Origin of the sequence: Azospirillum aestuarii, from assembly GCF_016632405.1 — a bacterium.
Lineage (GTDB): Bacteria > Pseudomonadota > Alphaproteobacteria > Azospirillales > Azospirillaceae > Azospirillum > Azospirillum aestuarii.
Genome location: NZ_JAEPIV010000035.1, coordinates 16,028 through 37,216 on the forward strand (window position 1 = coordinate 16,028; position 21,189 = coordinate 37,216).

16 protein-coding genes are annotated in these 21,189 nt (G+C 70.2%); 8 read left to right on the forward strand and 8 right to left on the reverse strand.

The annotated features are described in order from the left end of the window. Positions 1 to 15 precede the first annotated feature (15 nt). The 8 genes from JJL56_RS29205 to argE all read left to right on the forward strand — a co-directional run bounded on the left by JJL56_RS29205 (position 16) and on the right by argE (position 10,103). On the forward strand, positions 16 to 1,428 hold the full coding sequence (locus JJL56_RS29205; protein ID WP_200487316.1) for an MmgE/PrpD family protein: 1,413 nt from the start codon (positions 16 to 18) through the stop codon (positions 1,426 to 1,428). A 322-nt stretch (positions 1,429 to 1,750) separates the two neighbouring features. After that, the gene (locus JJL56_RS29210) at positions 1,751 to 3,253 is read left to right on the forward strand and encodes an ABC transporter substrate-binding protein (protein ID WP_200487318.1); all 1,503 of its coding nucleotides are present in this window, start codon (positions 1,751 to 1,753) and stop codon (positions 3,251 to 3,253) included. Between the two features lie 67 nt (positions 3,254 to 3,320). After that, positions 3,321 to 4,277, forward strand: a complete 957-nt coding sequence (locus JJL56_RS29215; protein WP_200487320.1) for an ABC transporter permease — start codon at positions 3,321 to 3,323, stop codon at positions 4,275 to 4,277. A gap of 1 nt (position 4,278) precedes the next feature. Then, positions 4,279 to 5,157, forward strand: a complete 879-nt coding sequence (locus JJL56_RS29220; RefSeq protein WP_247891316.1) for an ABC transporter permease — start codon at positions 4,279 to 4,281, stop codon at positions 5,155 to 5,157. 4 nt (positions 5,158 to 5,161) lie between these two features. After that, entirely contained in the window at positions 5,162 to 7,288 is a 2,127-nt protein-coding gene (locus JJL56_RS29225; RefSeq protein WP_247891317.1) for a dipeptide ABC transporter ATP-binding protein, read from the forward strand. Positions 7,289 to 7,403: 115 nt separating this feature from the next. After that, positions 7,404 to 7,826: a RidA family protein gene (locus JJL56_RS29230; RefSeq protein ID WP_200487326.1), complete on the forward strand. Its 423-nt coding sequence runs from the start codon at positions 7,404 to 7,406 to the stop codon at positions 7,824 to 7,826. Between the two features lie 41 nt (positions 7,827 to 7,867). Then, on the forward strand, positions 7,868 to 8,827 hold the full coding sequence (locus JJL56_RS29235) for an agmatinase (RefSeq protein ID WP_145629280.1): 960 nt from the start codon (positions 7,868 to 7,870) through the stop codon (positions 8,825 to 8,827). A 127-nt stretch (positions 8,828 to 8,954) separates the two neighbouring features. Beyond that, positions 8,955 to 10,103, forward strand: coding sequence for an acetylornithine deacetylase (gene argE / locus JJL56_RS29240; RefSeq protein ID WP_211110851.1), 1,149 nt, complete (start codon positions 8,955 to 8,957; stop codon positions 10,101 to 10,103). A gap of 29 nt (positions 10,104 to 10,132) precedes the next feature. Here argE and JJL56_RS29245 read toward each other — a convergent pair whose 3' ends face one another. The 8 genes from JJL56_RS29245 to JJL56_RS29280 all read right to left on the reverse strand — a co-directional run bounded on the left by JJL56_RS29245 (position 10,133) and on the right by JJL56_RS29280 (position 20,979). Continuing rightward, positions 10,133 to 10,660, reverse strand: coding sequence for a histidine phosphatase family protein (locus JJL56_RS29245; RefSeq protein WP_200487327.1), 528 nt, complete (start codon positions 10,658 to 10,660; stop codon positions 10,133 to 10,135). After that, positions 10,657 to 11,364 (reverse strand): phosphoglycolate phosphatase, encoded by a 708-nt coding sequence (gph, locus tag JJL56_RS29250; protein ID WP_200487328.1) that lies wholly within the window; start codon positions 11,362 to 11,364, stop codon positions 10,657 to 10,659. The genes JJL56_RS29245 and gph overlap by 4 nt, the downstream gene beginning before the upstream one ends. Before the next feature lie 13 nt (positions 11,365 to 11,377). Next, on the reverse strand, positions 11,378 to 12,511 hold the full coding sequence (locus JJL56_RS29255) for an ABC transporter ATP-binding protein (RefSeq protein ID WP_247891318.1): 1,134 nt from the start codon (positions 12,509 to 12,511) through the stop codon (positions 11,378 to 11,380). Between the two features lie 14 nt (positions 12,512 to 12,525). Beyond that, on the reverse strand, positions 12,526 to 14,238 hold the full coding sequence (locus JJL56_RS29260) for an ABC transporter permease (RefSeq protein ID WP_200487330.1): 1,713 nt from the start codon (positions 14,236 to 14,238) through the stop codon (positions 12,526 to 12,528). Positions 14,239 to 14,313: 75 nt separating this feature from the next. Next, positions 14,314 to 15,660: an ABC transporter substrate-binding protein gene (locus JJL56_RS29265; protein WP_200487331.1), complete on the reverse strand. Its 1,347-nt coding sequence runs from the start codon at positions 15,658 to 15,660 to the stop codon at positions 14,314 to 14,316. A gap of 156 nt (positions 15,661 to 15,816) precedes the next feature. Beyond that, positions 15,817 to 17,160 (reverse strand): sigma-54-dependent transcriptional regulator, encoded by a 1,344-nt coding sequence (locus JJL56_RS29270; RefSeq protein WP_200487332.1) that lies wholly within the window; start codon positions 17,158 to 17,160, stop codon positions 15,817 to 15,819. A gap of 10 nt (positions 17,161 to 17,170) precedes the next feature. Next, a complete protein-coding gene (locus JJL56_RS29275) occupies positions 17,171 to 19,591 on the reverse strand; it encodes an ATP-binding protein (RefSeq protein WP_200487333.1) in 2,421 nt (806 codons plus the stop codon). Next, on the reverse strand, positions 19,588 to 20,979 hold the full coding sequence (locus tag JJL56_RS29280) for an ABC transporter substrate-binding protein (protein ID WP_200487335.1): 1,392 nt from the start codon (positions 20,977 to 20,979) through the stop codon (positions 19,588 to 19,590). Before JJL56_RS29280 ends, JJL56_RS29275 begins: the two co-directional genes overlap by 4 nt. Positions 20,980 to 21,189 lie beyond the last annotated feature (210 nt).

The window sequence follows — 21,189 nt, forward strand, 5'->3', positions numbered from 1 at the left end:
TGCGAGCCTGCCATCATGACCACCCCTCCGTTCCCCTCCCTCACCTCCGACCAACCCACGATTCAGCCCGCCGCCCGGCGCATCGGCCACTGGCTCGCCGGCCTGGAGCGGGCCGGCATTCCCGACGACGTCGCCTCGGCGGCCCGCGCCTGCATCATCGACACGCTGGGCGTTGCTCTGGCCGGTGCCGCCACCGACACCGCCCGCCGGGCGCGGGAGGAAGCGCTGGACATCCATGCCACCGGCCCCTCCACTCTGCTGGGCGGCGGACGACTGTGCGCCGAAGGGGCCGCCTTCGCGAACACCGCCGCCGCCCACGCGCTGGATTTCGACGACAACTCCTACGCCGGATTCGTCCATGGGTCGGCCGTGGTGGTGCCGACCGCCCTGGCCGCGGTGGAGGCGGCCGGAGGCACCGGAGCCGATCTGCTGACCGCCGTGGTCGCTGGCGCGGAGGCGGAATACGCGCTGGCCATCGCCCTCGGCAACGGGGTGTATGAGGCCGGCTGGTGGACCACCGCGCTGTTCGGCGTGGTCGGCGCGGCGGCGGCGGCGGCCAAGGCCTTCCGGCTGGACGGCGACCGGGCCGCCGACGCCATCGCCTTTGCGCTCTGCGGAGCCGGCGGCATGCGGGCCTGCTTCGGCACGGGCGCCAAGCCGCTGCTGGCCGCCCAGGCCGCCGCCAACGGGCTGCGCGCGGCGCGCCTGGCCAAGCGTGGCGGGGCCGTGCCGCACGGCGTGGTGGAAGACCCGCGGGGCTTTGCCCGGCTGGTGGCGCAGGGCCGGTTCGACCCCACGGCGCTGGCGGCCTTGGGCCGGCGGTGGCACCTGCTCGACCCCGGCATCGACACCAAGGCCTATCCGGTTTGCCTCTCCTCGCACGCGGCGGCCGACGCGGTGCGCGACCTGATGGCGGAGCACGGGCTGGCTCCCTCGGACATCGCGGCGGTGCGCTGCGTCGTGCCGCCGGTGGTGGCCGCCAACCTCACCTACGACCGTCCCATCACCCCCGGCGAAGCCCGCTTCAGCCTGCCCTTCGCGGTGGCCTGCCTGATGCTGCACGGCGACCTGACGCTCGATCACCTCACCGCGGCGGCGCTGGCCGACCCGCGTCTGCGCGCGGCCATGGAGCGCGTGACCATGCGGCCCGATCCCGGCTGGACCGCCGATCCCGAGCGGGCACGGCTGGCCCCGGAGGGCGCCGCCGTGACGGTGGAAACCACGGCTGGGCAAGCGTTCAGCCGCTTCTGCGCCTCGGCGCGCGGCACCGTCGCCCGGCCGCTGTCGGCGGAGGACCATGCCGGGAAGTTCCGTGACTGCGCCGGACGCGCCATGGGACCGGAGGAAGCGGCGCAGCTCCATCGGACGTTGCTGGGGATCGATGCTCTGCCTCGGCTGGACGGGCTTCTGAAGGGCGCCACCGGTTGACATGGGGGCCGTTATCATACGATTGCACTCATGGTCCCTGCAAAATTCATTCATGGTGCTGGCAAGGCGCCCACAAGACAGCCTAATTTTTGAGCATGATTGTCAGTCCAACGAACGGAATTCTGCGAGGAAATTCCGGGCCTCAGCGGTGATCGAAAATCAGGCATCCGGTCCGCAACGCAGGAATTGCCCAAATTACAGTCACATCTTGCTCCACCGGACGTCACGGTCTTGGCCTTTCCGCCCATGACGGGTCTGTGAGAGCGTCGAGGCAACACGAACCAAGGTCCACAACGGACCCCGCAAGCAGAGAGGCTTCATCATGGTGAAACGGTTGGTGGCACGGGCTGTGCTCTCGGCTTTCCTCCTCTCCGGCACCGCGCTGTCCGCGCAGGCCGCCGGCACGCTCAAGGTGGCGGTGGATTCGAACCTGAACACCCTCGATCCCGCCAAGATGAAGGGCGGCCAGGAGTATGTGGCCGCTTACCTGCTCTTCAACGGCCTGACGGCGATCGCCGCCGACATGACGCTGAAGCCCGACCTCGCCGAGCGCTGGGAGCACAGCGCCGACCTCAAGACCTGGACCTTCTTCCTGAAGAAGGGCGTGAAGTTCCACAGCGGCCGCGAGATGGACGCCGAGGACGTCATCGCCACCATCACCCGCATCCAGGACAAGGCGACCGGCTCCACCGCCCGCGTGAACTTCGAGATCGTGGAGTCGATGAAGGCGGTGGATTCCCACACGGTGGAATTCGCGCTGAAATCCCCCTACTCCGGCTTCGCCGAGCTGTTCGGCGAGCGTCAGGCCCGCATCGTGCCGCGCGACGCCCTCGACACGCTGGCCTCCAACCCCGTCGGCACCGGCCCCTTCCAGTTCGTCTCCTTCGCGCCCGGCGACCGCATGGTGGTGAAGCGCAACCCGACCTATTTCGAGGCCGGCCTGCCGAAACTGGACGAGGTGGTGATCCGCATCCTGCCCGAGACGGCGAGCCAGGTGGCGGCGCTGACCACGGGTGAGCTGGACCTCGCCTGGAACCTGCCGCCGGAGGCGGTGGACAAGGTCAAGGCGACGTCGAACCTGAAGGCCGAAGCCGTGCCGACCTCCACCTGGGACGGCGTGATCATGAACGGCACGACCAAGCCGTTCGACGACGTGCGCGTCCGCCGCGCCGTGGCGACCGCGCTGGACAAGCAGGCCATCACCCAGATCGCCCTGTTCGGCTACGGCACGCCGACCCATTCGCCGATCCCGCCGAGCCATCCCTACTTCAACAAGGACTTGGCCATCGCCAAGGGCGACCCGGCGGCCGCGAAGAAGATGCTGGCCGAGGCGGGCTATCCCAACGGCTTCGAGGTCACGCTCTACACCCCGGCCGGCCGCGCCACCCGCGAGCGTCTGGGGCTGGCGGTCCGCGAGCTGCTGAAGCCGGCGGGCATCACCGTCAACGTGCAGCGCGTGCCCTTCGACGTCTTCCTGAAGGACATCGAGGGCAAGGCGGGCTTCTACATCGACGGCTTCTTCAGCCGCCCGACGATCGATACCTCGGTCTATCCCTGGTACCACTCGCGCGGGTCGTGGAACGCCGCGCTGTGGAACTACGCGAACCCGGCGATGGACAAGCTGCTCGATGGCGCCCGCCAGGCGTCCAGCGAGGAGGAGGCCAAGAAGCTCTACGGCGAGGTGCAGGCGCTGGCCGTCCAGGATGCCCCCGGCGTCATCCCCTACGTCATCAACCACGTCAATGGGGTGAGCGCGCGGGTGCAGGGCTTCACCTCCCACCCGATGATGTTCCTCGACCTGCGCAACGTTTCGGTCGGCCAGTAGAGCCGTCGACGGCGTCGGGAGCGCCCGCCGCGCTCCCGACGCCCCCGGGCCAAGGGAAGCTCTTTTCATGCTCCTCTACACACTCACCCGGCTGGCCTATCTGGCGATGGTGCTGGTCGTCATGTCGATCCTCGTCTTCCTCGTGACGCAGGCGATGCCGGGCGACGTCGCGTCGATGATCGCCGGGCAGTTCGCCTCGAAGGAGGTGATCGACGCCATCACGGTCAAGCTCGGGCTCGACCAGCCCCTGATCGTCCAGTACGGCCGCTGGGCCGCCGGCATCCTGCAGGGCGATCTCGGCCGCTCACTGGTGCTGGAGCAGCCGGTCGCGCCGATCCTGATGGAGGCGCTGAGCCGTTCCCTGGTTCTGGCGGTGGTCGCCCTGGCGGTGGTGACGGTGATCGGCATCGGCCTCGGCGTGCTGGCCGCGGTGCGCCGCGGGCGTCTGGCCGACCAGATGGTTTCGGGTGTGTCCTATCTCGGCATCGCCGTTCCCGACTTCTTCTGGGCCATCGTCCTGGTGCTGGTCTTCGGCAGCTACCTGAAATGGCTGCCGACCGGCGGCTACGCGCCGCTTTCCGACGGCTTCGTGCCCTGGGCGTCGCATCTGGTCCTGCCGGTCGTCACGCTGGTGCTGATGCTGATCGCCCGCATCGCGCGGCTGACCCGCTCCAGCATGATCGACGTCCTGCAGACCAACTACGTGAAATACGCCCGCGCCAAGGGCCTGCCGGAGAAGGTGGTGATCGTCCGTCACGCGCTGCGCAACGCGCTGCTGCCGACCATCACCGTGCTCGCCATCGATTTCGGCCTGATCCTCGGCGGCGTCGTGGTCATCGAGACGGTCTTCTCCTTCCCCGGCATGGGCCGGCTGCTGCTGTTCGCCATCCAGCGCCACGACCTGCCGCTGATCCAGGCGACCATCCTGATCATCTCGACGGCCTACTGCCTGGCGAACCTGGCGGCCGACCTCCTCTACGCGTTCGTCAACCCGAAGATCCGCCATGGCATGGGGAACGCCTGACATGACCGCCGCGAGCCAAACCCCCGCCGCCCCGCCCCGCCCTGCCCCGCCCCACGCCGTGCCGAAGCGCTGGCCAACCTCGCTCGTGCTCGGGATCGCGCTGCTGGCGCCGCTGCTGGTGGTCGCCGTGGCCGGCCCCTGGCTGGCCCCCTACCCCTACGACGAGATGAACATCATGAGCCGGCTGCAGCCGCCGGGGCCGGACTTCTGGTTCGGCACGGACGAGTACGGCCGCGACGTGTTCAGCCGCACCCTCGTCGGCACGACCAACTCGCTGGTCATGGGCGTCGCCGCCACCGCCATCAGCCTGCTCATCGGCGTGCCGCTGGGGCTGGTCGCCGGCTACGGCCGGGGCCGGACCGACGAGATCATCATGCGCTGCATGGACGTGCTGATGTCCTTCCCGCCCATCCTGCTGGGCATCCTCGTCCTGGCCGTCACGCCGCCGGCCCTGTGGAAGGCGGTCGTCGCCATCGGCATCGTCTACGTGCCGCAGGTGGTCCGCCTGACCCGCGCCATCACCCTGGAGCTGATGCAGGAGGAGTTCATCACCGCCGCCCGGCTGCGCGGCGAGAGCACCGCCTACATCCTGTTCCACGAGATCCTGCCGAACATCTGGCCGCCGCTGGCGGTCGAGTCCAGCCTGCGCGTCGTCTTCGCCATCCTGCTTGGCGCCGCCCTCAGCTTCATCGGCATGGGCGCCCAGCCGCCCTCCTCCGACTGGGGCCTGATGATCAGCGAGGCGCGGCCCTTCGTCGAGCAGGCGCCCTGGATCGCGCTGTGCCCCGGCATCGCCATGGGCATCACCGTGATCGGCATCAACCTGCTGGGCGATGGGCTGCGCGCCGTGCTGGACCCCCGCAACACGGGAGGACACTGACCTCATGACCGCTCTCGTGCCCCTTTCCGCCGCCGCGTCCCCCGACCCGACCCCGGCCTCCGCGACCGCCTCGGCCGCCGCCCTGCTGGAGGTGCGCAACCTCACCATCAACTACGCCAGCCCGCGCGGCACGCTGCGCGCCGCCAGCGACGTCAGCTTCGCGATCCGGCCGGGCGAGGTCATGGGGCTGGTGGGCGAGTCCGGCTCGGGCAAGAGCACCGTCGCCATGGCCATCCTCGATCTGCTGGGTGAGGCCGGGCGCATCGACGGCGGCGAGATCCTGTTCGAAGGGACCGACTTGCGCCGTCTGTCCGCCGCGCACCGCCGGCGCTTGCGCGGCGACCGCATCGCCGCGGTCTTCCAGGACCCCTTCACCTCGCTGAACCCGGCGCTGACCGTCGGGCGGCAGATCGCCGAGCCGCTGGTCCAGCACAAGGGCTTCACCGCCCGGCAGGCCGCGCCGCGGGTGGAGGAACTGCTGGCCGAGGTCGGCATCCGCGAGCCGCGGCGCATCGCGCAGTCCTACCCGCACCAGCTGTCGGGCGGCATGCAGCAGCGCGTGCTGATCGCCACCGCGCTGGGCTGCGACCCCAAGCTGCTGATCCTCGACGAGCCGACGACAGCGCTCGACGTCACGGTGGAGGCGCGGATCATCGAGCTGCTCGCCGGCCTGTGCGAGAGCCACCATCTGAGCGCCCTGTTCGTCTCCCACAACCTCGGCATCGTCAACCGCATCTGCAACTCTGTCTGCGTGCTCTACGGCAGCGAGGTCGTGGAGACCGGGCGCACCCGCGACGTGCTGGCCCGGCCGGTTCATCCCTACACCAAGGGTCTGGTGGCGGCGCTGCCTCGCATCACCACCGACCGCCGGCACCGTCTGTCCTCGATCCCCGGCACGGTCAGCAAGCTGTCGGGCGCCTCCGAGTCCTGCGTCTTCGCGCCGCGCTGTCCGTTCGCCGAGGAGACCTGCCGCCGCCTGCCCCAGGCGCTGCGCGGGGACGCCGCCGGCAACAGCGTGCGCTGCTGGAAGGCCGAGGCCCTGGCCGGCACCCCGTGGCCGGAGGAGTCGACCGCGTCCCGGCCGCAGGCGGCGCCGCCGGCCCGCTCCGCCCCGCTGGTGCAGGTCGATGCGCTGCGCAAGGTCTTCGGCGAGCGCCGGTCGATCCTGCCGTGGCTGCGCCGGGACGGCACGGTGGCGGTCGACGACGTCTCCTTCACCATCCAGCGCGGCGAGGTGTTGGGCGTGGTCGGCGAGAGCGGCAGCGGCAAGAGCACGATCGGCCGCTCGCTGCTGGCGTTGATCGAGCCGACCGCCGGAACGGTGCTGTTCGACGGCGCCGACTTCGTCAAGCAGGCCAAGGAGGGGGACCGCGACCTGCGCCGCCGCGCCCAGCTGGTCTTCCAGAATTCCGCCGCCTCGCTCAACCCGCGCAAGACGGTGGGCGCGGCCATGGAGCGCCCGCTCGTTCTCGCCGGCCGACAGGGCGAGGCGGAACGCCGGGAGATGATCGCGGCGCTGCTGACCCGCGTCGGCCTGCCCGCGGCCTACGCCGACCGCTACCCGCACGAGCTGAGCGGCGGCGAGCGGCAGCGCGTCAACATCGCGCGCGCCCTGGCCACCGACCCGGAATTCGTCGTCTGCGACGAGGCGGTGTCGGCGCTGGACGTCTCGGTGCAGGCGAACATCCTCAACCTGCTGGCCGACCTGCGGGACGAGCTTGGGCTGTCCTACCTGTTCATCACCCACGACATCGCCGTGGTGTCGCACATCGCCGACCGCGTGCTGGTCATCTATGGCGGCACGATCTGCGAGGAGGGTCCGATCGGCCGGGTCCTGCGCCCGCCCTACCATCCCTACACCGAGGCGCTGCTGTCGGCGGTGCCGCGGCTGGGCGGGGCGGAGGACGGGCCGGAGCCGGAGCGCATCCTGCTGGAGGATTCCACGGCACCGCCCGGCGGCGGGGGATGCGCGTTCCGCGGCCGCTGCCCGCGCAAGCTCGGCGCCATCTGCGACGAGCGCGCGCCGCCGGTGCAGACGGCGGCCGACGGCCACCGCATCGCCTGCCACATCCCGCTGGCCGAGCTGGCGGAACGGGCGTCGGTCTTCCCCGAACTGGCGGCCCTGCACTGACCGCCTAATCCGCAGTCCCCCTTTCCGGGCGGCGTGACCGCCGGGGCGGCTTCGGCTCCCCGGACACGCCCCTTCCATGCCCGGCGATCCTGTTCACACACGAGAGAAACGACCCATGACCACCCACACCCGCATCCGCAAGTTCAACACCAAGAAGACCTATCCCGAGCAGGCGCTGGACAACGACCTCTGCCAGACGGTCGTCGCCCGCGGTGCGATGGTCTTCGTGCGCGGCCAGATCGGCCAGAACCTCGACACCAGCGAGAGCGTGGCCATCGGCGACCCCGCCGGCCAGACCGAGCAGGCCATGAGCAACATCAAGATGCTGCTGGACGAAGCCGGCGCGAAGATGGAGCACATCTGCAAGATCACCGTCTACATCACCGACCCGCGCTACCGCGAGCCGGTCTACCGCACCATCGGCAAGTGGCTGAAGGGCGTTCATCCCGTCTCCACCGGCATCGTCGTCAGCGCCCTGGCGCGGCCGGAATGGGTGGTCGAGGTCGACGCCATCGCCGTGATCCCCGACGCCGCCTGAACCCTTCCCGCATTTCTCAGAAGAAACCTGGAACGCCCGCCATGAGCAGCACCCTGACCAACCCGCCGCGCCGTGAACTGCAGAGCTTCCTCGACTTCCCGATCTGCACGGATCTCGACCAGCTCGACGGCCATATCGGCATCCTCGGCATCCCCTACGGCGATCCCTACTCGATCGACGAGGTGACCAACGACCAGACCAACGCCCCCACCTGGGTCCGCCGCTACACCGAGCGGGCGTTGCGCCATCTGGAGCGCTGGGACTTCGACATCGGCGGCCCGCTGCTCGGCGGGAAGGACATCAAGGTCGTGGACTGCGGCGACGTGAAGGCGAACCCGCGCGACCTCGACCTGCATTACCGCAACGCCGAGGCTGTGGTCCGGGCGATGCTCGCCAAGGGCATGCTCCCCATCATCATCGGCGGTGACCACGGCATCCCGATCCCGGTGCTGCGCGCCTACGACGATCAGGAACCGATCACGCTCGTGCACATCGACGCGCACCTCGACTGGCGCGACCATGTGAACGGCGCCCGCGGCGGCTATTCCAGCCCGATCCGGCGCGCGGCGGAGATGGACCATGTCGGTCAGATCTTCCAGATCGGCCTGCGCTCCGCCGGCAGCGCCCGGCCGGAGGAGGTCGAGGCCGCCCAGGCCTACGGCGCCGTGCTGATCCCCGACGTGGAGTTGCAGGAGGTCGGCATGAAGGCGGTGCTCGACCGCATTCCCGACGGCGGGCGCTACTACCTGACCATCGACGCCGACGGCATGGACCCGACCATCATGCCGGCCGTCAACGGCCCGGCGCCGGGCGGCGTGACTTATCCCCAGATCCGCACGCTGATCCACGGTCTGGTTAAGAAGGGCCGCGTGGTCGGCATGGACATCGTGGAGATCACGCCCAAGAAGGACGTGAACGGCATCACCGCCATCACCGCCGGGCGCATCATCTGCAACCTGATCGGCAAGACCATCCAGGCCGGCTACTTCGACGCCAAGTGAGCCGAGCGCCCTGACGACGGATGGAGGACGGTCGAGCGTCCTCCTCCGTCCCGACGGCGCGGGCAGCGCCGCCGGCCGGTGAAAGCCGGGGCCGATCGAGGACCACGGAAGAAGGACCATACCCGCCATGGGTGCGACGCTGGACATTCTGGAACGGCTGGTGGCCTTTCCCACGGTCAGCCGCGACAGCAACCTGGACCTCATCCTCTGGGCGAAGGAGCGGCTGGAGGCGGCCGGCGCCGCCACACGGCTGGTGCCGAGCGAGGACGGGCGCAAGGCCAACCTCTTCGCCAGCATCGGCCCGGTCGACCGTCCGGGCGTCCTGCTGTCCGGCCACACCGATGTGGTGCCGGTGGACGGACAGGCCTGGACCAGCGACCCCTTCCGCCTGACCCGCCGGGCCGGAAATCTCTATGGGCGGGGAACCGCCGACATGAAGGGCTTCGTCGCCGCCGCGATGGCCCTGGCCGAGCGGGCCTCCGGGCGGACGCTCAGCCAGCCCCTTCATCTCGCGCTGTCCTACGACGAGGAGGTCGGCTGCCTGGGTGTGCGGCGCCTGATCGACATGATGGCGGCCCTGCCGGTCCGCCCGCGCTTCTGCATCGTCGGTGAACCCACATTGATGCAGGTGGTCACGGCCCACAAGGGCAAGACGGCGCTGCGCATCGACTGCCGCGGGGTCGAATGCCATTCCAGCCTGGCGCCGCAGGGGATGAACGCCATCCATATGGCCTGCGACATGCTTACGGGACTGCGCCGTCTGCAGGAGCGGGTGCAGACCGAAGGCCCGCGCGACGCCGACTACGACGTGCCCTGGACCACCATCCACGCCGGCGTCATCCAGGGCGGCAGCGCGCTGAACATCGTGCCCAACCAGTGCCGCCTCGACATGGAAATCCGCCACCTGCCGCAAGACCCGGTGGAGCCCCTGCTCGACGCGGTGAGGGCGGAGGCGGAGGCCATTGAAACGCGCGCGCGAAGCGCCTTTCCCGCCGCCGCCGTCGAGGTCGCCGAACTGTCCAGCTATCCGTCGCTCGACACCGACGGGGACTCGGAGGTGGTGTCCTTCGTCAAGGCGCTCACCGGAGGAAACAGCTTGGGCAAGATTTCCTTCGGCACCGAAGGCGGCCTGTTCCAGCAGCGCTTGTCGCTTCCCACCGTCGTCTGCGGTCCGGGCAGCATCGGCGAGGCCCACAAGCCGGACGAGTTCATCGCGGAGGAGCAGCTGGCGGCTTGCGACCGCATGCTGGACCTTCTGCTGGCCCGTCTGGCCTGACGAGCCGACGTTTTCCGCGCGGCCTCCGGTCAGGGTCCGCGCGTCAGCGTGACCGGGGTCGCGTTGGGCGGCCAGAGCGTGTCCGGGTCGACGCCCATCCAGCGGCACAAGGCGTGCCATGTGCCGGCGTGCGCCACGATCAAGGGGGGCTGCCCGTCCGCCGGAATCGGCAATCCGCTCAACGCCGCGGCGACGCGGGCCTGGAAGGCGGACAGGCTTTCGCCCCCCGGCACCTCCTCCCGCAGCAGATCCGCCGGCACGGCGCCCCCTTCCAGGTCACCCCAGCGCCGCTCCTCCAGACCGGGGACGACGACCACCGGAAGGCCCAGCGCCGCGCCGATGATTCCGGCGGTTTCCAGCGCGCGCCGCTGCGGGCTGGAATGAATGGCCGCGACCGGACTCCCCTGGGCGGTCAGCGCCGCCGCCGCCGCGTGGGCCTGCGCCCGCCCGCGGTCGGTCAGCGGCACGTCGCGCGATCCGGCCAGCCAGCCGCCGAGGTTGCTTTCCGTCTCGCCATGCCGACAGAAAACGACCCGATCCAGCGTGGGACGGCTCATGCTGCGAAGCCTTCGGACAGCGCGCCCGTCAGGTCGCCGAAATGCTCCAGGATGCCGTCGTGCGGGAGGCTGTCGAGCGGCACCCGCGCGTAGCCGTAGCGCAGCACCAGAACCCGCGCCACCCCGGCGGCGCGGGCGGCGGCCACGTCATGCTCGTTGTCGCCGACGAAGACGGTCTCCTCGGGCCGGACATCCATCAGGGCGAGCAGGCCGAGCACCGGCTCCGGCGAGGGCTTGCGGCTGGGGAAACTGTCCCCACCGACCACCGCCGTGAAGCGGTCCGCGATGCCGAGGTCGGCGAGCAGCCGCCGGGTCGCCGCCATCGGCTTGTTGGTGCACACCCCGAGTTTCAGCCCGGCCGCGGCCAGCGCCGTCAGCGTCTCCGCCACGCCGGGATAGAGCGCGCTGTGGGCGCTGGGGTCGGCCTCGTAAAGGACGAGGAAACGGCGGGTGTGGGCCGCCGTCTCCTCTGCTCCGGGCAGGCCGCCGGTGGCGGCGAGGACCCGCTCGACCAGCTTGGCCACCCCGTCGCCGATGAAGGAGCGCACCGCCGGCAGATCGACCGGCGGGCGGCCCAACTCGGCGAGCAGGGCGTTGGAGGCGTGCATCAGGTCGGCGGCGCTGTCCACCAGCGTGCCGTCGAGGTCGAAGGCAATCGCACGAACGGGGGCACGCAAAGACGTGCGGTTGGGAAGGCTGGTCACCGGAATGCGGCTCCTATCGACGCAGGAAACGGGCCTTGTCGGCCGCGAGGTCGAGGGTGATGGGGGTGTCCGTCGGCAGCAGCGCGTTGCCGGCCTGGTGCGGGGCGTCAACCTGCACCTGCTGTCCCCCGATGTCCACCGCGTAGCGGATCGATGCCCCCAGGAACTCCCGATGCCGCACCACGCCCATCAGCCGGACGTGGCCCGCGCGCGGCGGCCCATCCTCTTGGCGCCCGCCATCCTGACGGATAACGAGATTTTGCGGCCGGAACATCAGCTTGCCCTCGGCCCCCGGCTCCACGCCCTGCGGCAGCGGGATCGCCACGCCGCCGCCCGTGACGAAGGCCGTCCCGCCGCCGTCCACGGCGCGCACCTGCCCGTCGAGCACGTTGGCGGTGCCGAGGAAGCCGGCGACGAACAGGTTGGCCGGGTGGTCGTACAGTTCCTGCGGGGTGCCCACCTGCTGGACGATGCCGTCCTCCATCACCGCGATGCGGTCGCAGATGGTGTTGGCCTCCTCCTGGTCGTGGGTGACGAAGATGGTGGTCAGCCCCAGCTTGCGCTGGAGGCTGAGCAGTTCCTGGCGCATCTGCACGCGCAGCTTGGCGTCGAGGTTCGACAGCGGCTCGTCCAGCAGCAGGATCTTCGGCTCGATCACGATCGTGCGGGCGAGCGCGACGCGCTGCTGCTGGCCGCCGGAAAGCTGCGACGGGCGGCGGTCGGCCAGATGCTTCAGCCCGACGAGGTCGAGCGCCGCGTCCACCCGCCGCTCGATCTCCGCGCGCGGCACGCGCCGCTCCTCCAGCCCGAAGGCGACGTTGCGGCGCACGGTCATGTGCGGCCACAGCGCGTAGCTCTGGAACACCATGCCGACGTCGCGCTTGTGCGCCGGCAGGCCCGAGATGTCGCGCCCGCCGATCGTAACCTGCCCGCGCTGCGCCGTGTTGAAGCCGGCGATCAGCCGCAGCAGCGTGGTCTTGCCGCAGCCCGACGGGCCGAGGAAGGCGAAGAATTCGCCCGGCTTGATGTCCAGATGGATGTCCTTCAGCACGCGGTGGCTGCCGTAGGACAGGTCCACCCCGTCGATGCGGACGCCGACGCTCTCCATTCCGGCGGCCAGGGAGGCGGGGGAGAATTGATGGTTCATGGTGGCGGTTCCCCTCAATGGTCCTGGCCGCGTTCGCGCCGGCCCCGCTCGATGATGACGTGCGACAGGTAGGTGCCCAGCCCGACGATGACGACGGCGAAGACGCCCAGCGCCGCCCCCGGACCGCGCCCGGCCGCCGACTGCATGTAGACGTAGAGACCGTAGGCCAGCGGCGCGTCGCTCTGCGAATGGACCAGCATGATGGTCGCCGACAGCTCGACCGCCGCGGTGGCGAAGCTGGTGACGAAGCCGGCCAGGATGCCGCCGGACATCAGCGGCACGACCACCCGGCTGATGGTGCGCAGCTTGGTGGCTCCCAGATTCTCCGCCGCCTCCTCCAGCGAATTGCTGACCTGCTGCAGGGCCGCGGTGCAGGCGCGCAGCGCGTAGGGCAGGCGGCGGATCGCCAGCGCGAAGACCAGGATCAGCCAGAAGCCGGACAGCGGCTGGCCGGTGAAGGGCATGGGCACGTCGTAGAAGCTGCGCAGATAGCCGATGCCCAGCACCACGCCCGGCACCGCCAGCGCCGCCATGGCCACATAGTCCAACCATTGCCGGCCCGGCAGCTTGGTGCGCAGGACCAGATAGGCGATGGCCGTGCCGATCACCACGTCGAGCAGCGCCGCCAGCGAGGCGTAGAGCAGCGTGTTGGTGATGTACTGGCCGCTCTCCAGGAAGACCGTCCCGTAATGCTTCATCGTGAAGGCGTCGGGGAAGGGGCTGAAGGACCAGATCGTCGCGAAGGACAGCAGCGTCAGGCCGATGTGCGGCGCCAGAACCAGCACGAGGATCAGCAGCACGACCGCGTAGGCCGCCACCAGTTCCAGCGGCTTCATGCGCCGTCGCGCCAGACCGCCGCCGCCGCGCTGGACGGTCGCGTAGTCCTTGCCCTTCATCGCCAGCGCCGACACCCACAGGGCGAGCAGCGAGCAGACGATCAGCACCACCGAGATCACGTAGCCCATCGGGTCGGAAATGCCGATGGAGGAGATTCGCAGGTACGCCTGCGGCGCCAGCATGTCGTTGACGTTCAGCAGCAGCGGCGTGCCCAGGTCGTCGAACACCTTGATGAAGACCAGCGACGCCCCGGCGACGTAGCCCGGCATGGCCAGCGGGAAGACGATGCGGCGGAACAGCCGGAAGCCATGGCAGCCGAGGTTCTGCGCCGATTCCTCCATCGCCCGGTCGATGTTCTTCAGGCTGGCCGACAGGTTGATGAGGATGAACGGGAAATAGTGGATGCTCTGCACGAAGATGACACCGTTCAGCCCCTCCATGAACGGGATGGAGACGCCGAAATGGTCGCGCAGCAGCAGGTTGACCGTGCCGTTGCGTCCGAACAGAAGCTGCATCGCCACCGCGCCGATGAAGGGCGGCATGATCAGCGGGATGATGCCCAGGCTCTGGATCAGCACGGCGCCGCGGAATTCGAAGCGCGTCGTCAGATAGGCCAGCGGCAGGGCCAGCGCGCTCGCCACCACCACCGACATGGCGGAGACGTAGAAGGAGTTCCAGAACGACCGCATGAACAGGTCGTTGCGGAAGAAATCGGCGAAGTTGACCAGCGTGAAGGCCCCGGTCGTCTTGTCCTGGAAGGCGACGAAGATGACCTGGACCACCGGCACGACGAGGAACAGCAGCAGGAACAGCGCGATCAGCACCGCCGCCACCGCCGGCCCCGGCCGCACGCGCGCGATGCTTTCGCGCGTGAGCGCAAGAGACGTCATGGATCAGCCCAATGGTATCGGGGGAGAAGGCGAGGCGGGGCGCCCGCGCGGAGCGCCCCGCCCGTCACGCTCGGATCAGCGGGCCAGCGCCAGGGCCTCTTCGGCCTTCTTGCGGGCGGCGGCGTAGTTCTCCTTGGCGAAGGCGGCCCACTTCTGCTCCACCTGGGCCTGACGCTCCGGCACGGCGTCGGTGGCGCTCTTGCGCTCCACCGTGAAGGCGCCGGCCAGTTGCGGGTCGGCGGCCTCCTGGGCGGTCACCGGCATGGCGGCGACGAGGTCGCGCGCCTCGGCCAGCAGCGCCTTGCCCTTGTCGTTGGGCTTCTTGGACAGCGCGGTCTCGGCCTGATGGATGGCGCGGGTCGCCGCCTTCAGGCCGTCGAGCTGGAAGGTGATGAGCTGGTCGAACAGCGCGTCCACCACGTTGTAGCGGGCCTGCGACACCTCGACGTCGAAGTTCACCTGCGAGCCCAGGGACGTGTCCTTGAACGGGTTCGGATAGTCGGCGGGCGCCTTCGCGTAGGTGGCCGGGTTGACCGGCAGGCGGCGGATCGCCGGCTGCAACAGAACCTCCTGCCCTTCCGGCGACAGGATGAAGTCCACGAAGCTTTCGGCGGCGGCCTTGTTGGGGGCGTTCTTCACGATGCCGATGTTGGCCGGCACGATGGTGGTGACCGTCGGATAGACGAACTCCACCGGGAAGCCCGAGGCCTGGGACGACAGCGCGAAGAAGTCGATCACGATGCCGATGCCGAAGCTGCCGGAGTTCACACCGTCCGGAACGCCGAAGCTGCGCTCGGTGATGGTGCGGTAGTTGCCGGCGATCTCCTTGTTGGTCCGCCAGCCCTTCTCCCACCCCTCGCCCTGGAGGATGGTCTCGATGGTCAGGTGCGTGGTGCCGGAGCGCGACGGGGCGGAGATGGCGACGTGGTCGTAATAGACCGGCTTGGCGAGGTCCGACCACTCCTTGGGGGCCGGCAGCTCGTTGGCCTTCATGTAGCGGCTGTTCCACATGATGCCGTAGCCCGAGGCGGCGAAGCCGGCGTACATGCCCTCCGGATCGTTGATCGGGTAGGCGCCGACCTTCTCCGGAATGCCCTCGACCTTCGGCTTGTAGGCCTGCAGCAGGTTGGCGCCCTTCAGAACCTCGAAGGCGTCGGGGGCGGAGGCCCAGAACAGGTCGGTGCCGTTGTTCGAGGCCGTTTCCTGGAGATACTTCACGCCCGCGTTGGTGTTGCGGTTCAGAACCTCCAGCGTGACCTTCGGATAGGCCTTCTGGAAAGCCTGCTGGAAGGCGCTGGTCAGGTCCTTCGGAAAGGATGTGACGACGACCAGCTTGCCCGACGGGTCCTGGGCGAAGGCGGCGGTGCTGGAAGCGAGCATGACGGCCAGGGCGGCCGCGACGCCGTGCAGCGTGCGAGACATAGGATGGTTCCTCCCGGTGTTTTTTCTGCGTGTTGTTTCAGCAATCCGCATGCCAGACCGTTCGCAGGCGTATTCACTGGGGTCGCGCTGGGAGGATGGGTAATTCCGGTAACATCGGGTGGGCGCGATGGGTAATGACGGGAACAGGGCGGCGCATCACTCCTCGGCAAAGTCGCCGCGGTGGAGGCCATGGTGGCGCATCTTCAGGTAGAGGGTCTTGCGGGTGATCCCCAGCTTGTCCGCCGTCTCGCCGACCCGCCCGCCGCAGCGGGCCAGCGCGTCCTCGATGAGCTGCTTCTCGATGCGGTCCATCTGCCCGGCGAGCGGTTCGATCCCGCCGCCCGCCGCTCCGGCCACCGGTCCACCCGCCAGACCATCGCCCAAGCCCAGGGCAATGCGCTCGGCGACGTTGCGCAGCTCGCGGACGTTGCCCGGCCAGCCATGGGCGACCAGACGGGCCAGCGCCGCCGCGTCCACCGGCGGAGCCGGGCGGCGGGCGCGGGCCGCAGCGGCGTCGAGGAAATGGCGCAGCAGCAGCGGGACATCCTCCCGCCGCTCGCGCAGGGGCGGAAGCGGCACGGTGACCACGTTCAGGCGGTAGTAGAGATCCTCGCGGAACCGGCCCTCCCCGGCCAGCCGCAGCAGATCGACCTTGGTGGCGGCGACCACGCGCAGGTCCAGCGGGATCGGCCGGTTGCCGCCGACCCGCTCGATCACCCGCTCCTGCAGCACGCGCAGCAGCTTCACCTGGAGATGCATCGGCATGCTCTCGATCTCGTCGAGGAACAGCGTGCCGCCGTCGGCGTGCTCCAGCTTGCCGATGCGCCGGCCCTGTGCGCCGGTGAAGGCGCCGGGCTCATGGCCGAACAGCTCGCTCTCGATGATGGTGTCGGGCAGAGCGCCGCAATTCAGGGCGACGAAGTTGCCGGCCCGCCGCCGTCCGGCGTCGTGCAGGCTGCGGGCGATCAGCTCCTTTCCCGTTCCGGTTTCGCCGAACAGCAGGACGTCCACCTCGGCGTCGGCCAGCCCGGCCACGGCGGCGCGCAGCCGTTCGATGGCCGACGACCGGCCGATGATGCGCGCCTCCAGCGAGCCGCCACCGGCCAGCTGCGCCCGCAGGCTGCGGTTCTCCAGCACCAGCCGCCGATGCTCCAGCGCGCGGCGCACCACCTCCACGAGATGGCCGGGCTCGGCCGGCTTCTCGATGAAGTCGTAGGCGCCGCCGCGCACCGCCCGCATCGCCATGGCGATGTCGCCATGCCCCGTCACCAGCACCACCGGCACCTCCGGATCGGCGGCGCGCACCCGCTCCAGCAGGGCGAAGCCGTCCAGACCGGGCATGCGCACGTCGGTCACCACCACGCCCGGCCAGGACGGGCCGAGCCGGTCCAGGGCGTTCTCAGGCCGGGTCGTCGCCTCCACCGCGAAGCCTTCCAGCTCCAGCGTCTGGCGGCTGGCGTCCAGCACCTCGTGGTCGTCGTCGATCAGAAGAACGGTCATGCGATGTCGCTCAGGCACGGGTCAGGGTCAGCAGGAAAGCGGTTCCGCCGGGGCCGCTGTCGGCCACCGACAGGACGCCGCCGAAGTCCCGCACGATGTTGTAGGAGATCGAGAGGCCGAGGCCGAGCCCGGCGCCCACCGGCTTGGTCGTGAAGAAGGGGTCGAACACCTGACCGGCCACCGCGTCGGGAATGCCGGGACCGCTGTCGCGCACCGTGATGCGGACGGTGCCGTCCGCCCCCTCCGCGGCGATGACGATGCGACGCAGCGGGGCGCCGGCCACGGCGTCCAGCGCGTTGCTCAGCAGATTGACCAGCACCTGCTCCAGCCGCACCTCCTCGGCGCGGACGCGCAGCGGTTCGCCGGGCCGGTCCTCCGGCAGGTCCACGGCCAGCTCCACGGACTCCTCGCGCAGCCGGTCGCCGAACAGCGAGAGCGCGCCCTGCACCACCGGCGCCAGTTCCACCGCGCCCAGCCGGGTGTCGGGACGGCGGGCGAAGCGCTTCAGATGGTTGGTGATGTTGGCCATGCGCGCGGTCAGATCGGCGATCTTGCCGAGGTTGCCCTCCGCCTCCGCGACCCGCCCGAGCGCGATCAGCTTGCGCCCGTTGTGGGCGTAGGAGCGGATGGCCGACAGCGGCTGGTTCAGTTCGTGCCCCACCCCGGCGGCGAGTTGGCCCAGCGCCGCCAGCTTGCCGGCCTGCACCAGCTCCGCCTGGGTGTCGCGCAGGTCGCGTTCGGCGCGCTGGTGTTCGGCGATGGCCTGCTCCAGCCGGGCGTTGGTGGTGCGCAGGTCGGCGGTGCGCTCCGCCACCGTGCGTTCCAGGAGCTGCTGCGCCTCCACGCGCTCGGTCATGTCGGTCAGGGTGACGATGAAGCGCTGCTGCTGGCGCCGCCGGAAGGGCCGGATGCCCACCTGGACCGGCACCGGGCGACCGTTCGGCCGCCGCCCGGCGGTCAGGAGGGACAGCGACGGCGCCGCCTCATCCGGGGCCTCGCGGGCCTCGCGGAAGAACTCCTCCACGCGCCGCGCGCCGGCGGGCTCCAGCCGGTCCGCCAGCCGCCCGTCCGCGCCGCCCTCCGGTGCGGCGATCAGCGCGGCGGCCAGCGGGTTGACGAACTCGATCATCCCGTCGGCGTCGGTGGTCGCCAGCCCGGCCTGGGCGTTGTCGATGATGGCCTGGGCGTTGGCCTCCTCCACCGCGATGGCGGTGTCGCGGAAGACCAGCAGGGCCGCGGCCATCTGCGACAGCTCGTCGTTGCCGCCCAGCGGGATGTCCGCCTTCAGGTTGCCGGCGGCGATCTCGTGCGCCGCGCTGCCGAGCCGCGTCAGGCGGGAGATGATGCTGCGGTTGACGTACAGCCAGGCCACCAGCACCGCCACCAGCAGGCTGACCAGCGCGCTCGCCAGAAGGGCCGACCGCCCCTCGGCGATCGCCTCCGCCGAACGGGCGGCGGCCGCGCGCGAGGTGGTTTCCACCGACTGCACCTGCTGGGCGATCAGGCCGTTCAGCCGGGCGACGAGCTTCCGGTTCTCGGCCAGCAGGCCCTGCCCCTGGTCGGCTGCGGCCAGCTCCGCGCGGCGCAGGTCCGGGATGCTGCCCTCGCCGCGGGCCAGTTCCAGCAGACGGGCAAGCACCTGCCCCAGCGACACGCCGTCCGCCCAGTCCTTCAGGGTGGCGAGGTCATGTTGCAGCCGGTCCGCGGTTTCCTCCAGGAAGCCCGCATTGTCGTCCAACGCCTCGGTGGTGGCCAGCGTCGCGGCCCGCGCGATCAGCCCGACCGCGAGGTTGCCGTTCGCGCCGATCTGAAGCACCGCCTCGCTGCGCCGGCTCTCCTCGCGCAGCACACGGACCGCTTCGGCGTAGCGGGTGCCGGTTTCCACGGAGCCCAGCGCGCTCTGGATGTTGAAGCGGGCGTCGGCGACCAGCGGCTCGATCTCGTCGAGGAAGTCGGCGTGCAGCCAGCGCAACCGCTCGATGCCTTCCTGGTTGCGGCGGGCCAGCGCCAGCCGGTGCCGCACGGTGGCGTCGAGGTCGGTCAGGTTGTGGCCGAGCGCGTCGACCATCGGGCGCAATCCGGGGACGCCGCGCTCCCCCTCCGCCGCGAGCAGGCGCAGCGCGGCGAGCCGGCGGCCCAGCGCATCACGGATGGCGCCCAGCTCCTGCTCCGTCCGGGCGTTGGCGAGGATCGGCGCGGTGGCGGTGATGCTGCCGCCCTCCTCCGCCAAGCGCGCGGCGAGCCCCAAGGCGGGCAAATGGCTTTCCGCGAATTCGTCCAGCGTGCCGCCCAGCCGGTCGTAGGACAGCCAGCCCAGCCCGCAGGCGACCACCGACAGCGCCGCCACCGCGACGAAGGCCAGCAGCAGCCGCGCCCGGATGCCGAACCGCACGGGACCGGGAGCCCGCCCGGCGACGGCTTCCGCGCTCACGGCCAGACCCCTTCGCCGCTGGCCACGCGCAGGATGATCAACGCGCGTTCCGCCAGGGCCAGGGCCTCGTCCAGCCTCTGCTGGGAGAAGGCCCGCCACGCGGCTTCCAGCTCCGCCTGCCGGCTGGACACGGGAAGCCCGCGCGCCGGACGGCGCAACGCCATGGAGAAGGCGGGATCGGCGGCCTCCGTGGTGGACACCGGGACCGCGGTGGCCGCCGCCCGCGCGGCGCGCAGCAGGTCCGCCGCCACCGGCTCGTGGCTGGCGGAGCCGTAGAGCGCGTGCAGGCGCGCCTCCCCCTCGTGAATCAGTTGCCAGACCCGGTTCAGCGTCTTGACCCGGAAGGTCACCAGCTCGTCGAACAGCAGGTTCACCAGCTCGTAGCGGGCGCCGGACAGGGCGCGGTCGAACAGGAACAGGTCGTCCCCCGTCTCCGTCCGGTAGGGGTCTGGATAGCCGGGGGGCGCAGCCGCGTAGGCGTCCGGCCGCACCGGCAACCTCTGGATGTCCGGGCGGACGAGCAGCGCCTGACCGGCCGGGGACAGCAGAAAGTCGATGAAGGCCCGCGCCCCGTCCGGGTTCGGCGCGCCGCGCAGCAGCGCCACGCTGGCGGGAAGGAACAGGCTGTCGGCGGGATAGGCGAAGCGCAGATCGTCCTCCTCCGACCCGGCGGACTGCCCGAGGAAGTCGATGCTCAGCCCGACGCCGAAGCGTCCCTTGGCGATGCCATCCACCACGCCGTAGCTGCGCGCCGTCACGGTGGCGAGATTCCCAGCGATCTCCAGCCATGTCGCCCACCCGCGCTCCCACCCCTGCATCTGCAGCACGGTTTCGACCATCAGATGCATGGTGCCGGAGCGCGACGGGGCGGTGATGCCGAGATGCCGGGCATAGACGGGGCGGCGCAGATCCTCCCACCGCTTCGGCGTCGGCAACGTGTGACGGTCCAGGTAGCGCTGGTTCCACAGCACCCCGTAGCCCGACAGCGCGAAGCCGAGATAGGCGCCGTCCGGATCGTTGATCGGCTGGTTCCCGACCGTCGGCGGCGCCCCCGTCGGCGGTGGGGCGACCGGCTCCAGGCGCTTGGCCGCCTTCAACACCTCGAAGGCGTCGGGAGCGGATGCCCAGAAGACGTCCACGCCACCGTCACTCCGCTCCTGCAATTGGCTGATCGCGGCGGTGGTCTTCGTGTTGACGACGCGCAGGCGCCAGTCCGGGTGTGCAGCCTCGAACGCTTCCCGCACGGGTTCGTAGAAAGCTGCCGGGAAGGACGTCAGCACGGTGACGGCAGCACCCGTATCCTGCCCCGCCACGATTCCCGGCGGCAGGAACGGGACCAGCAGGAGAGCAGCAATGAGGCGCCCGGCAAAAGCACGCAATCCAGTCATCACGGTGCACACTGTGCGGGGCGCCTTGTCCCTTTGTCCAACGGTTTGATCCGCCCCGAACTGGCCGGCGGCCGGCCGGCCCCGTTTTCGAGCGCTCGCGGACATCAAGGGCGCTTTTAGCGGATCTCCGCTTTGTGATGACAAGCCTAGCCCGGATCATTCATCAGCGTTTTGGAAGGGCTGCCCGAAGGCGCGTCGATGGGTGGCGCC